The organism is Burkholderia sp. AU30198, from assembly GCF_020419825.1.
Taxonomy (GTDB): Bacteria; Pseudomonadota; Gammaproteobacteria; order Burkholderiales; family Burkholderiaceae; genus Burkholderia.
On sequence record NZ_JAIZSA010000003.1, the window covers coordinates 389,079 to 402,544 of the forward strand.

Annotated in this window: 12 protein-coding genes and 1 pseudogene; 6 read left to right on the forward strand and 7 right to left on the reverse strand. The window is 68.4% G+C overall.

Features of this window, described 5'->3' with window-relative positions; genetic code table 11:
- Positions 1–15 precede the first annotated feature (15 nt).
- The 3 genes from LGN19_RS10695 to LGN19_RS10705 all read left to right on the forward strand — a co-directional run bounded on the left by LGN19_RS10695 (position 16) and on the right by LGN19_RS10705 (position 3,685).
- The gene (locus LGN19_RS10695) at positions 16–1,245 is read left to right on the forward strand and encodes a Zn-dependent hydrolase (RefSeq protein WP_226214511.1); all 1,230 of its coding nucleotides are present in this window, start codon (positions 16–18) and stop codon (positions 1,243–1,245) included.
- A gap of 67 nt (positions 1,246–1,312) precedes the next feature.
- Positions 1,313–2,248: an HpcH/HpaI aldolase/citrate lyase family protein gene (locus tag LGN19_RS10700; RefSeq protein WP_226214513.1), complete on the forward strand. Its 936-nt coding sequence runs from the start codon at positions 1,313–1,315 to the stop codon at positions 2,246–2,248.
- Positions 2,249–2,368: 120 nt separating this feature from the next.
- On the forward strand, positions 2,369–3,685 hold the full coding sequence (locus LGN19_RS10705; RefSeq protein WP_174960700.1) for an MFS transporter: 1,317 nt from the start codon (positions 2,369–2,371) through the stop codon (positions 3,683–3,685).
- Between the two features lie 46 nt (positions 3,686–3,731).
- Here the strand turns inward: LGN19_RS10705 and LGN19_RS10710 are convergent, their stop codons facing one another.
- Together LGN19_RS10710 and LGN19_RS10715 are read right to left on the reverse strand one after the other, a co-directional pair.
- A complete protein-coding gene (locus tag LGN19_RS10710; protein WP_164462801.1) occupies positions 3,732–3,899 on the reverse strand; it encodes a hypothetical protein in 168 nt (55 codons plus the stop codon).
- Positions 3,900–3,955: 56 nt separating this feature from the next.
- Entirely contained in the window at positions 3,956–5,854 is a 1,899-nt protein-coding gene (locus LGN19_RS10715; protein WP_226214515.1) for a DUF3857 domain-containing protein, read from the reverse strand.
- A 344-nt stretch (positions 5,855–6,198) separates the two neighbouring features.
- Here LGN19_RS10715 and LGN19_RS10720 point away from each other — a divergent pair, with 344 nt between their 5' ends.
- The 3 genes from LGN19_RS10720 (at position 6,199) to LGN19_RS10730 (ending at position 6,940) form a co-directional block, all read left to right on the forward strand.
- Positions 6,199–6,384 (forward strand): hypothetical protein, encoded by a 186-nt coding sequence (locus LGN19_RS10720; RefSeq protein WP_122948896.1) that lies wholly within the window; start codon positions 6,199–6,201, stop codon positions 6,382–6,384.
- A 76-nt stretch (positions 6,385–6,460) separates the two neighbouring features.
- Complete coding sequence (locus LGN19_RS10725) at positions 6,461–6,736, forward strand: hypothetical protein (RefSeq protein ID WP_226214517.1); 276 nt, start codon at positions 6,461–6,463, stop codon at positions 6,734–6,736.
- Between the two features lie 45 nt (positions 6,737–6,781).
- On the forward strand, positions 6,782–6,940 hold the full coding sequence (locus LGN19_RS10730; RefSeq protein ID WP_164462800.1) for a hypothetical protein: 159 nt from the start codon (positions 6,782–6,784) through the stop codon (positions 6,938–6,940).
- Between the two features lie 122 nt (positions 6,941–7,062).
- Here the strand turns inward: LGN19_RS10730 and LGN19_RS10735 are convergent, their stop codons facing one another.
- From LGN19_RS10735 to LGN19_RS10755, 5 genes and pseudogenes are all read right to left on the reverse strand, one after another.
- Positions 7,063–7,383 (reverse strand): DUF1840 domain-containing protein, encoded by a 321-nt coding sequence (locus tag LGN19_RS10735; RefSeq protein WP_043179198.1) that lies wholly within the window; start codon positions 7,381–7,383, stop codon positions 7,063–7,065.
- Positions 7,384–7,677: 294 nt separating this feature from the next.
- Complete coding sequence (locus LGN19_RS10740; RefSeq protein ID WP_122948894.1) at positions 7,678–9,648, reverse strand: APC family permease; 1,971 nt, start codon at positions 9,646–9,648, stop codon at positions 7,678–7,680.
- A gap of 341 nt (positions 9,649–9,989) precedes the next feature.
- A pseudogene (locus LGN19_RS10745) lies at positions 9,990–10,982 on the reverse strand (glucokinase); the annotation flags it as partial.
- A 55-nt stretch (positions 10,983–11,037) separates the two neighbouring features.
- The gene (locus tag LGN19_RS10750; RefSeq protein ID WP_226214518.1) at positions 11,038–11,961 is read right to left on the reverse strand and encodes an aldo/keto reductase; all 924 of its coding nucleotides are present in this window, start codon (positions 11,959–11,961) and stop codon (positions 11,038–11,040) included.
- Positions 11,962–11,966: 5 nt separating this feature from the next.
- Positions 11,967–13,385: a maltoporin gene (locus tag LGN19_RS10755; protein ID WP_226214520.1), complete on the reverse strand. Its 1,419-nt coding sequence runs from the start codon at positions 13,383–13,385 to the stop codon at positions 11,967–11,969.
- Positions 13,386–13,466: the final 81 nt, after the last annotated feature.

Sequence of the window (13,466 nt, forward strand, 5' to 3'; positions counted from 1 at the left end):
TCAGGAACCTCGACGATGCTGAAGATCAATGCGGAGCGGCTCTGGCAGAGCCTCATGGACATGGCGCAAGTGGGCGCGACCGCGAAAGGCGGCGTGCGCCGCCTCGCGCTGACCGACGAAGACGCGGCCGGCCGCGCGCGCTTCGAGACGTGGTGCCGGGACGCGGGGCTCACGCTCACCGTCGATCGCGTCGGCAACCTGTTCGCGCGGCGCGCGGGCCTGCGGCCGGACGCGGCGCCCGTCGCGAGCGGCAGCCACCTCGATACCCAGCCGGAAGGCGGGCGCTTCGACGGCGTGTACGGCGTACTCGCCGCGCTCGAGGTCGTGCGCACGCTGAACGACGCGGGGATCGCCACCGAACGGCCGATCGAGATCGTCGTGTGGACCAACGAGGAAGGCGCGCGGTTCACGCCCGCGATGCTCGGCTCCGCCGCGTTCACCGGCGTGATGCCGCTCGACGCGGCGCTCGCGTCACGCGATGCGGCCGGCGCAAGCGTCGCCGATGCGCTCCGCGCGAGCGGCTATGCGGGCGAGCGCGCCGTGCCCGGCGCGCCGTTCGACGCCTATTTCGAAGCGCATATCGAACAAGGGCCGGTGCTCGAGGAAAACGGCGTGCCGATCGGCGTCGTCACGGGCGGCCAGGCGATCCTCTGGCTCGACGTGCGCGTCGCGGGGCAAGCCGCCCATGCGGGCACGACGCCGATGCAGTACCGGCGAGATGCACTGTTTGCCGCCACCGACATGGCGGCCGAACTCGAGGCGATCGCGGCCGAATACTTCCCGCTGGGACTGACGACGATCGGCGAATGGCAGATCCGCAACGCGTCGCGCAACACGATCGCGGGTGAGGTCACGTTCACGGTCGACCTGCGCCATCCGGACGACGCGGCGATCGCCGACATGGAAGCCGCCGTGCGCGCACGTTTCGGCAAAGTGGCCGCGCGGCGCGGCGTGTCGGTCGAGATCGGGCAACACTGGGTCAGCCCGTCGACGCCGTTCGATCCGGCCTGCGTCGACGCCGTTCAGCGCGCGGTCGACATGCTCGACTATCCGAACCAGCGCATCATCAGCGGCGCCGGACACGACGCGATCCATCTCGCCAAACACTGCCCGACCGCGATGGTGTTCATTCCGTGCGTCGGCGGATTGAGCCACAACGAAGCCGAAGACGCACTGCCGGCCGATGTGGCGCGCGGCGCGGACGTGCTGCTGCACGCGATGCTCGCACGTGCGGCGCGCGTGTAAGCGGCCGATCCTCACGTTACGCCACGCACAACCGGCCCCCTTTCCGACCCCGACACTGCTCCCGACCGTGACCCGCTACCCTGACCGACCGCTTGCCGCGCTGCGACGCGCATGGCTCTTCGTCCCCGGCGCCGATGCCGCCGCTCACGCCGCCGCGCTCGGCACGTCCGCCGACGCGATCGTCGCCGACCTGGAAGAAATGACCGCGCCTGCCGACCGGCCGGCCGCGCGCCAGCGCATCGTCTCGCTGCTCGGCGACGCGGCCGCCTGCGGCGCGCTCGGCGCGGTGCGGATCAATCCGCTCGAGCAGGACGGCCAGGACGATCTCGAAGGCGTGATGCGCGGCCGCCCCGGGGCGATCTTCCTGCCGCATGCGGAAACGCCTGCGCAGCTCGCACGGCTCGCCGACGCGCTGACGGCGCTCGAAGCGCGGCACGGCCTGCCGGACGGCTCGACCGAGATCGTGCCGACGATCGAATCGGCCCGCGGACTCGTGCACCTGGGCGCGATGCTCGCCGCGAGCCCGCGCATCCGTCACGCGATGCTGGCGGTCGAGGATCTCGCGGCAAGCTTCGGCGCGCGCCGCACACGTGACGGGCTGGAACTGCTGCATGCGCGCAGCCGCTTCCTGATCGAATGCATCGCGGCCGGCTGCCAGCCGATCGACCTGCCCTGCACCTACCTTGCGGCAGACGTCCTCGCGCACGATCTCGCCACGTCGACCGGGCTGGGCTTCCGGTCGAAATGCGCGGTGTTCGCCACGCAAGTGGACGCGATCAACCGGGCGCTGACGCCGTCCGATGCGGACGCGCACGCGGCGCGCGCGCTGCTGGATGCCTATCGCGCGCAATCGGCATCCGGCCACGCCGCCGCCTCCGGGCGCATCGATGCGCCCGACGCAAACAATGCGCGCCGGCTGCTCGAACGCCACGCGCAATGCCGGCGCGTAGCCGACGCGCATGCGCAGGCGGCGAGCATAAACGCCGCTAATGCTCGGAATTAAAAAACAGAATTTTACGCACGCATATCGGCGACGGATAAACCGCATTGCGGCACGCCAGGGCCTCGCGCGGCAGAACATCGCGGCACGGCCGGCACCCTCATACGAACGACAGGACAGCCCATGTCTCAACCTGCCCCCCACACGCATCAGCCCGTGCGCGCCGCCACCGCGGCGTTCATCGGCACCGCCGTCGAGTTCTACGACTACTACACGTACGCGACCGCCGCCGCGCTGGTGCTCGGCGACGTGTTCTTCCCGAGCGGCAACCACTTCCTGAGCACCATGGCGTCGTTCGGCACCTTTTTCGTCGGTTTCGTCGCGCGGCCGCTGAGCGGCGCCGTGTTCGGCCACCTGGGCGACCGCATCGGCCGCAAGAAAATGCTCGTGCTCACCATGTTCCTGATGGGGATCGCGACGACCGGCATCGGCCTGTTGCCCGGCTACGCGACGATCGGCATCTGGGCGCCGATCCTGCTGGTGCTGCTGCGGATCCTGCAGGGCATCGCGGTTGGCGGCGAATGGGGCGGCGCCGTGCTGATGGCGAGCGAACACGCGCCGGCCGGCCGCAAGACGTTCTTCGCGTCGTTCCCGCAAATGGGCAGCCCCGCCGGGCTGATCCTGTCGCTGCTCGCGTTCCGCTTCGTCACGTCGCTCGACCACGACAGCTTCGTCAGCTGGGGCTGGCGCCTGCCGTTCCTCGCGAGCTTCGTGCTGCTGCTCATCGGGATGGCGATCCGGCTCGGCGTGAAGGAGTCGCCCGAATTCGAACGCGTGCGCGATACCAACGCCGTGGCCAAGTACCCCGTCGCCGAAGTGCTGCGCACCGCGTGGGTACCGATCCTGCTGGCCGCCGCGGCAACGACGATCGGCTCGGCCGGATTCTTCTTCACGAATACGTTCATGATTTCGTACGTGACGACCTACCTCGGCATGTCGAAGTCGTTCATTCTCGATTGCCTGTTCGTCGTCACCCTCATCCAGCTGCTGTCGCAGCCCGTCTCCGCGCTGCTCGCGCAACGCTTCGGCGAGACGCGCTTCCTCACCTGCGCGGCCGTGCTGTCGATGCTGACACCCTATCCGATGTTCCTGCTCGTTCAGACCCGGAACCCCGTCGCGATCGTTGCCGGCATTTCGTTCTCGGTCGTCACGCTGTCGGCGATCTACGCGGTCATCGCCGGCTTCATGACCCCGGCGTTTCCGACGCGCGTCCGCTACTCCGGCATCTCGATCGCGTACCAGCTGTGCGCGATGGTCGCCGGCGGTACGACGCCGCTGATCGGTACGATGCTCGCGCAGCAGTTTCGCGGACAATGGCTGCCGCTCGCGGCGTTCTTCACGCTGCTGTCGTTCGTCTCCCTCGTCGGCATTGTCGGGCTCGGGCGCTACTGTCAGCGTCAGCGCGCGACCGTTCGCGGCACGCTGGCGACCAGCCCGTGATACCGGGCCGGTGAGCGATGCGCGCGCAACGCATGAACCCGACCGCTCAACCGTTGCGCGCTTCCAGCTTGTCGATCAGCGCCGTCGCACACTGCACGGCAAGCGCCGCGCACTGCTCCGCATCCACGACCGCGCCGCTCGCCGCGGTGCCCTGCACGATCCGGCCCAGCAAATCCTTCGAGAGATCGGCGATCTCGTAGTCCCGTTCCGTCATGATTTCCCTCCTGCGCGTCGACCGGTGGCGACGACGCGCGCACGTCCCCTGCCCGTTCAACGCCCTTTCGCCCGCACGACGATCTGCGCCTGCGTGTCGCGTTCGATATGTTCGAGCGACGCGCGCAGCGCCGTGAATTCGTCCGGCGTACACACCTGACGGCCGAAATCCGCGGTCATCCGCCGCGTGACCTGCACGACGCGCGCGGCCGCGTCGAATACGTAATGCGACGTGAAATCGACGAAGCGGTCGTGCACGGCCGTATCGGTGGGCAGGTCGGTCAACGCGACATCGGCCGGCAGCGCGATCTGGCCGGTCTCGTCGAACGTGCCGCCGATGCAGCCCCACGGTTGCGTGCGCACCGGTTCGGCCAGCCAGTGCTCGACCTGCGTCGCGATGCCGCCCGTCAGGCTCGACAGCGCGGGCAACGCGGTCGTGCCGTCGGGCCACACGAAATGATCCAGCGTGCCCGAGACCGTCACGTCGAAAGGCCCGTCGGTCACGCGCCGGTCGCTGGTCGACAGTTGCGCGCGGCCGCGCAAGCCGCTTTGCCGCAGGCGATCGTTCGCGAGCTGCGCAATGAGGTCGGGCGTCGCGCGGCGAAACAGGTTGCGTTCGAGTTCGGCCGTCCAGCCGTCGTCCTCGATGTACGCGTGAAAACGCGTGGCGCCGGGCCCGGCTGCATCGATCTCGACCCGCGCGATGCGGCCGCGCGGCTGCGTGGCCGGCGTGCGCGACAGCACACCCGTGTCGACGCGCAGCGCGGGACGGTCCATCACGATCGGCGGCAGATAGCCGAACGCGATGCCGGCTGTCGTCGTATCCGCATAAAGTGCGAGATCGGGCAGCCACGTGATCGCGTGATTGATCGCGCCGCCGCCGTACCCGGGCACCGACGGCAGCGTGTAGACCGACCCGAGATTGAGCAGCACCGGTTCGCTGCGGATGCCGACCGCCGCGAGCAGCGCGCCGAACAGCGCGACATGATCCTTGCAGTCGCCGTAGCGGTTGCGCAGGATGTCCGTGACGCGATGCGGCGCGGCGGCTGTTTCGCCGAGAAACAGCCCGACGTAGCGGATGTTCGCCTGCACCCAGTCGTACAGGATGCGCGCCTTGTCGCGCGGGCCGGCGGCACCCGCGGTGAGCGTGCGCGCCAGTTGCGCAACGGCCGGATCGTCCGTGCCCGGATCGACGGCCGCGTCGCGGTAGCGCGCGGCGAACGCCGCGTAGTCGGGCAGCGTCGACACGACGAGCCGGTCGCCGTAGGTCGCGTAGCCGACCGCACCGTTCTCGATGCGGTCGTACGGGCCGTGCCGGTAGTCGAATTCGTAGCGCGTGCGGCCGTTCGCGGTGACCGGCGGCAGCGCGACGTAGCCGCGTGCATCCGCGTACAGCGGCATGTCGGCCGGCACGTCGAAGATCAGCCGCTGGCTGTCGACCGGCTCGCGCGACGGCTCGACGGTGTAGCCGAAGTAGCCGCGGTTGACCGGCTTCGTGCGGGTCTTGCGGAACGCCACGCGCGTGCTCGACCCGGCTTCGACGCCGGGAAACACGACGGTGCGCAACAGCCCGTCCTGGAACGTCGGCGCGCCGGCCGAGCGCGGCTCCTGCACGTCGCGGATGCCGTCCGCGCCGACCGGATGCGCGACACCGTCGCGGTCGATCGTCTCGGCCGCCAGCAGGTCCACCTTCTCGAGATTCTTGTCGAACCACACGTAGCGCTGCGCAACCGCGTCGATGCCGCTCGCGTTATTCGCACGCAGCGTCGAGTCGTCATGCTCGTCGAGCGAACCGTCGTGCTGGATCACGAATTCGTGCACATCGCTGACGATCGTGACGGGCGCGTCGGTGCCCGGGTCGCCGTTGTCGCGCACATCGGCCACGGCAGCGCCTGCGCCGAGCGCGATCGCGCAGGCGAGCAGGCGGCCGGTCCAGCGGGAAGGAAAAAGCACCACGTCGAAGCTCTCCGCGCGTTCGTTGCCGGGCGCCAGGGCCGCGCGCCGGCGCGGACGGTTCGATCCGCATGACACGCACATGACCGCTCGCGCGCCGCATGCCCGTCGTGCGAACCAGTGTGGGTGACGTGCCGGCGAGCGTCAAGCCGCGCGGCGGCGAGCCGGCCGCGCGTGCATCACCCGCTTCGCCACGCCGGTATGCCGCCCCGTGCGCGCTGTCCCGGGCGAGAGAGCTTTTTTGCATCACGTCGCGACATATAATTCAGTCAGATCATCCATGCGTGCGACGTCGACGGAATGACACGCTGCCGGACACGACACGCCGACATGGGGAAGGAGGCATCATGGCGATCATCAATAGCGACTTCGAGATGGGTTACCTCGTAATCGCGTTCACGCTGCTGGGCCTGGTCCTGTTTGGCGCACTGCTGACGGCACTCCATCTACGGTGGCATCCGAGACTGGTCGGCGCCGCGATCGGTGCGTTGCTCGGCATCGCGCTGATCGAAGCGATACCGATGCTGACGTGAATACGGCGCGGCGCCCATTCGTCCGATCACGCCCCGCGCGGGGTCGGAACGACCGGCGTCTGCCACGGAGGCCGTCATGGCTTCGCCGCTCTGCCTGACCTATCGCCAGTGCGGGATTCGCGCGATCGCGCTCGTCGACCCGGTGGCCGGCGAAGGGCTCGAACTCGGCGCGCTGTACGAGCCGCTCGCCGTCGTGGTCTGGCACGATGCCGGCGGCTGCCACGAAGCGCACCTGCTCGACCCGAAGCATCACGTATTCCGCAACGACGCGGACGCGGTCAGGATCTCGATCGCGCTGGCCAAGCGCTTCATCGACACGATGCTCGCCGGCACGTTCATGCCCGCCGGCTGACCGCCGGCCGCGGCGCCCTTTGTCCCTCGTCATGCTGGAGGCGACATGGAAAACAGTATCGTCCAGGCGTTCTTGCTGGTCGCGCTACTCGTGTTCGCGGTGCTGTTCTTCACGGCCGGGCGCGGCCGCGACCGCACGCGCGACAGGCTGCTGCACCGGCCCGCGCGACGCTCGTCACGCTCGCATACGCATCATCATCCGTAATCGCGCTATCACGTGATCGCACCGCTCAAAAAAATCGGCCGGCGGCCGCGCGTCGTTCGATGCGCATGCCGCCGGCCTTTCAGCGGAGGTCCGGTACTGCGGGCGGCACGCGCGATGCGCGCCTACACGCCCCACATCACGTGCCGGCCCTGTTCGTGGGCCGCACGCATCATGTCCAGCAGCGGCCACGCGCGCTGCGCGAGCCCGCCCGCATGCGGCGACACGTCATCGCGCAGCGCCTGCGTCGAATGCTCGTGTGCGCGTTCTCGCGCCGCATCGTCCCTGATGGCCTGTTCGAGCCGCGCGATCGCACCCGGCAGCTCATCGGTGGAAATCACGCCGCGAACGTCCAGCCCCTTGCCGACCAACCCGAGCAGATACTGCGCCAGATCGCGCAGCATCACGATATCGGGTGCGGCGGAGGAGCGAAACGTGATCAGCATCGTCATTTCCCCTTGTCGTCGCCGCGTACCGTACGGCGCATCGTGCCGCCGGTCGCGGCGAGGCCCCGTGGCCATCCCGCTGCGCGTAAGCGCCGCCCGTTCTTCTGAACCGGACGTTCGCCCGGCACGATGCGCGCGTCGCGCGGCCGGGTTCGTATGTGGCGTGGAGGCCGGATGACACCGAGGCCTGATTTGATTTTATATCACATTGTGATGTATTCAAGCGTACAGACCCTGAATGGCACATAACCGTGCGGTGATGCCATCACGCGCCGCGGCACGCGACGTGCGCCGTTACCCGACGTTCATCGGCAACAACACCATCTGCTTGCCCTCGACGTGCAGGCGCGCCTGCAGCTCGACGGGCGTCTGGTTGTGCAGCCAGGCCGTGAGGAAATTCACGCGCCGGAAGATCAGCTTGCTCGCGAAGCACACCGAGTTCGGATACTCGTCGAGCGTCGACGACGCGAGGTTCATGAATTCGACGACAGGGTTCGTGCCGAACGCGATCCGGTAGTCGGCCGCGATGCCGTTGCGGCGGCAGTGCGCGACATAGTAGTCGAGCGATTCGGTGATCGCGTGGCGCAGCCGTTCGAGATGTTCGTGACCGTCGTACGCCTTCGCGTCCACTTCGCCGACCGCGAGGAAGATCACGTTGCGGAAGTGGCCGGGGAACAGCCGGTTGACCCACAGCAGCGCGTGCATGCTCGCGCCGCGATGCTTGCCGACCAGCAGCACGGCGGTCGGCTGCGACGGGTCGGGCTTGCCCGGCGCGGTGGCCTCGTCGATTTCGGGCGCCTTGCCCGAGAACAGTTCGTCCTCCTTGGCGAGCTGCGCACGCGTATAGGCGTAGTGGCGGTTGATCATGAAGCACAGCGCGATCACCGCGCTCGTCACGAGCACCGTGAGCCAGCCGCCGGCCGTGAACTTCTCGATCAGCGTGATCACGAGCACGGTCGCCGTCACGCTCAGCCCGAGCGCCGACAGGAAGAAGTGCTTGAACCAGCCCTGCTGGCTGCGATGATGCCACCAGTACGTGCACAGCCCGAGCAGCGACATGCTGAACGTGAGGAACACGTTGATGCTGTACAGCACGACGAGCACGTCGACGTTGCCGTGCGTCCACAACAGGATCAGCAGGCTCGACAGCCCGACGACGATGATGCCGTTCTGCCGCACGAGGCGCCCCGACAGGTCGCGGAAATGGCGCGGCACCCACGAATCCGACGCCATGTTCGACAGCACGGCCGGGCCGTCGAGGAAGCCCGTCTGCGCGCCGACCAGCAGCAGCCCGGCCTCGAACGCGAGCACGGCCGCGAGCAATGCGTGGCGCGCGAACGCCGAGCCGAGCCCGAGATGGTCGATCACGCTGCCGAACACGACCGCGTTCAGCGTCTCGCCGTCGACGGGCTTCGCGTGCCACAGCATGTACAGCAGGATGATGCCGCCCGCCGTGAACGCGAGCGACGTCGACATGTACCACATCGTCACCTTCCCGTTCGGCACGCGCGGATCGGCGAGCATGTTCACGTTGTTCGACACGGCCTCGAGGCCCGTATAGGTACCGCCGCCGAGCGAGAACGCGCGCATCAGCAGCGCGAGCAGCACGAACAGGCCGAGCGACTGCGACATGCCGTGCGCTTCGTGCACGGCGTCGGGCACCACCATCGCGAGGCTGCTGCCGTGCACGGCGACGCCATACACGATCAGCCCGAAGTGCAGGATCACGAAGCCGATGAAGATCGGCAGCAGCACCAGGATCGATTCGCGCATCCCGCGGAAGTTGAGCCCCGTCATCATCAGGATCAGCACGATCTCGGTCGTGAGCTTGAACGCCTGCGCGCTGACCGGCAGCAGGCTGAAGAACGCGTCGACCCCGCTCGCGAGCGACGTCGCGACGGTCAGCACGTAGTCGACCAGCAGCGCCGCGCCGGATACCAGCCCCGGCTTCGATCCGAGCAGCGATGTCGCGACGCGGTAGCCGCCGCCGCCGGTCGGGAACAGCTCGATCACCTGGTTGTAGCCGAGCGCGATGATGAACACGGTCGCCGCGGTCGCGAGTGCGAGGAACAGCGCGAGCGCATGGTGCTGGCCGAGCGCGAGAAACGCCTCCTCCGGGCCGTAACACGACGACGACAGCCCGTCGGCGCCGAGCCCGACCCAGGCCAGCAGCGGCGTCACGGCAATCGCATGCCGCGTGCGCGGATCGAGCGGGTCGAGCGGTTTTCCGACGAGCAACTGCCACACTTTCTGGAATGCGGTCACGACTCCTCCGGAACGCCCGACGCATCGGCGCAACTGTTCTAAAAGTAAATGAGTTCCGGGACAACTTCCAGTCGGCGTATTCCATAAGGCGGCGTCGCGCGCGGCCGGATTGCTTTCAACACGCCGACACGCTTCAGACAATCGAGCTACAGCCACACCCTCCGGACATGACGGTGCGGTCGCGGCACGCGCGTGTTGCCCGCGGCGGCGGCACGACCGATCGGCATGCAACAGGACGAGCTTGCGCGGCAACGCGAGCTGCCATCCGATCGATGCGCGTCGGTAAGGCTACCTTCGCGCTACGACTCGGCGGCCCGTACAACGCGTCAGCCGGCCTCGCCCAACGCGCGGGCGAGCAGGCGCGACACGCCGACGAAGGCCGGATGCGGCGCGGTGATCACGAAGGTCGGAATCTTCGCGAGATAACCGGCAAAGCGACCCTTCGCCTCGAAGCGGGCACGAAACGGCGATGCATCGAACAATGCACCGAGGCGCGGTACGACGCCCCCACCGATATGAATGCCGCCGGTCGCGCCGAGGGTCAGAGCCAGATTGCCCGCGAACGTGCCGAGCATGCCGCAGAAGCACTCCAGGGTCGCCACGCTGCGTGCGTCGCCATCGAGCGCACGATCGATGATGGCTGCCGTATCGGTCGCGCCGGCCTCGGGCGCGTCGCAGCTGTCGCGCGCCGCGAGCGCCGCGTGAATCACCGCGATGCCGGGCCCCGAGACCAGCCGCTCGAACGATACGTGCGGCCAGCGCGCCCGCGCGTAGTGCAGCACGTCGGCCTCGCGTGCGTCGGCAGGCGCAAACGACACATGCCCGCCCTCGCCGGACAACGGCACCCATGCGTCGCCCGCGCGCACGAGTGCCGAGACGCCCAGCCCCGTTCCGGCGCCGAGCACGCCGATCGTACCCGCGGGCGCCGCGTGCCCACCGCCGACCTGCCGCCGTTGTCCCGCGGACAGATGCGGCACGGCCATCGCCAGCGCCGCGAAGTCGTTGAAGACGCGCAGCGTGTCGAATCCGAGCGCGCGGCGCGTCGCGTCGATCGAGAAGCGCCAGTCATGATTGGTCATGCTGACCATGTCGCCGTCCACGGGATTGGCGATCGCGATCGCCGCGTCGCGCACCCGCACGCCACCCGCGTCGCGCAGGAACGCGCGCACTGCGTCGTCCACACCGGCATGGGCGCCGCATCGATAGACGCGCACGTCACCGATCCCGCCGAGCGCGGTCTCCAGCGCGAAGCGCGCGTGCGTGCCGCCGATGTCCGCCAGCAGGCGGGGTTCGCCGGCGCGCACGCCGCCCGGCGCAACCGGATGGCCATTCATGGTCGCTTCGCTCATCGTATCTCCCGAATTGTCATTCGCATGTCGATCGCGACGGTCATGGCACCTCCACGCCGCGCGCCGCGCTCAGCAGCTCGAACCAGTGCTCGCGCCCGAGCGTGATACGGGTTGCCTCGACCGCTTCGCGCAGCGCCGCGATCCGGCCCGACCCGACGATCGGCAGCGGTCGGCACGGCAGCGCGAGCAGCCACGCGAACAGCACCGTCGTCGCGGACACGCCATGCGCGTCGCCGATCCGCGTCGCGGTCGCGCGCACGCGCGTCGCGACGGGCGACGCATCGGTCAACAGGCGTCCGCCCGCGAGCGGCGACCACAGCATCGGCGGACAGCGCCAGCGCTGCGCCTGATCGAATGTACCGTCGTCGAGCGGCGCGAGATGCAGCAGCGAACATTCGACCTGGTTCGTCGCGAGCGACATCCCGTGCGCCGCCATCCGGTCTTGCAGCAACGCTGCCTGCGCCGCCGTAAAGTTCGATATCCCGAATTCGCTCACCTTTCCGTCACGCCGGAGCGCGGCAAAGGTCGTCGCGACTTCGTCGGCATCCATCAGCGGATCGGGACGATGCAGCAGCAGCAAGTCGAGCCGGTCGGTGCGCAGCGCGCGCAACGACTGCTCGACCGACGCGATGACATGCGCGGCCCGCGTGTCGTAGTGCTTGATCCCGTGCGCGGGCCGGCGCGCGGAGACGAGCCGGATCCCGCACTTCGTGATGATCCGCATCCGTTCGCGCAGGTGTGGCGCATCAGCCAGCACGTCGCCAAACAGGCCCTCGGCCGTATAGTCGCCGTAGATGTCCGCATGGTCGAAACTCGTCACGCCGAGCTCCAGCGCTGCCTCGATCAGCGAACGACGCTCGCGGACCGACAACGCCCAGTCGCCGATCCGCCACATCCCGAACACGATGCGCGAGAACGGCGTGGCATCGGCACCCATCGATATCGTCGTACAACGTTCCGTCATCGCGTTCACCACCACCATTCGACCTGCGCGCCGACCGTCGAACCCGTACGCGACGTGCCGAAAATACCCGTCGTCGACAGCGGATCCCCGGGCGCCGCCGCATCCTGCGCGGCCTTGTTCCAGCGGGCATACGTGTAGAACACGCGGAATTCGGGCCGCGACCAGAACGAGCGGTCCATCGCGAGCGTCAGCGCGACGCTCGCCTTCAGCAGCGTGCGCGTCGGGCCGCCGGACGGCGTCACGCGATCGTGTCCGAGGTCGCCCTGCAGCTTGATGTGCTGCGTGAACGCATACACCGGTCGCACGCCCATCGATACCCAGGTCTGCGACCCGCCCGACGGCGCGATATCGCGCTGGTAGATGCCGACCACCTGTCCGCCGAAGTCGCGCGTCGCCTGCCAGTCGAACGCGTCGAGGATACGCACGCTCTTGTAGCGGTTGTCGTTGGTCAGCGTTCCCGTGTAGCCGAGGCCCGTGCCCGGACCGACGCCGTACTGGAACGCGAGCTTGTTCTTGCCGCCGAGCAGGTTGGTCTGCACGTGCTGGACCGTGAACGACCAGCCACTATGCGCGTCCTGCAGCAGGCCGCCCGCATTCAGCACCGGCGCGCGGGCCGGGATGTAAGACAGCCCGAACTGCAGTTCGCCGCCGGGGTTCGGGTGCACGCCCGACAGTTGCAGGTCGTGGCGCGTCGCGTAGTTGGGCTGATCGATGTAGTCTTCGCGGAACAGCGCATAGCTGAGTTTCAGGCCGCCGCCGATCGGCACGTTCTCGACGCCCGCGCCAAGGCCGCTCGGGTTCCAGTAGTAGAAGTCGTTCATGTGAACGTCGTTGCGCCGGTAGTAGATGCGCCCGAACCAGATCCGCATGTCGTCGAGCCCCGGAAGGTTCGTGAGCTGCACGTACGACTGCGGCAGGCGAATCCTTCCGTGATTGCCGTCGAAGGTTGGCGTGCGGTCGAGATCGTTGACGAGGCTCGCCATGCCGACTGCCGACAGCTGCATGCCGTTCGAAAACTTGTACAGCGTCTGGTCGATCTCCAGTTCGCTGTAGATCTGGCACTCGTTGCCGAGCCGGTATTTGCTCTGTGCGCCCGGCAACTGGAAGCAGGCCTGCGAATGGCCGTCGCTCGTGCCGACGCCGGCCCGCAGATAGCCATGGAACTGCGTCCACGGCGTCAGCTGGTTCCAGGCCGACGACGGCGTCGGCGTCGCCACGTTGGTGGCACTCGTGTCGGCCGGCACGACGCCGGTGGCCTGCGAGAGGCCGCCCGGCGCGCTGTCCGCGGCGACCATCGTCGTCGGGTCCGGCGCCGCATGCAGCGCGGCCGATGCGACGGCCAGCGAGAACGCGGCGGCAAGCCGCGTGAGCCTGAACGGGGTGCGTGCGGGGCCGCGCACGGCGCAGCCTGCTTCGTCGATCATGAACGTGTCTCCAAACGTTGTCAGTGCGCCGCGTGCGATGCGCGGCGTCATCGAATAGGTATGTGTGCTGCGTCGTCCGCG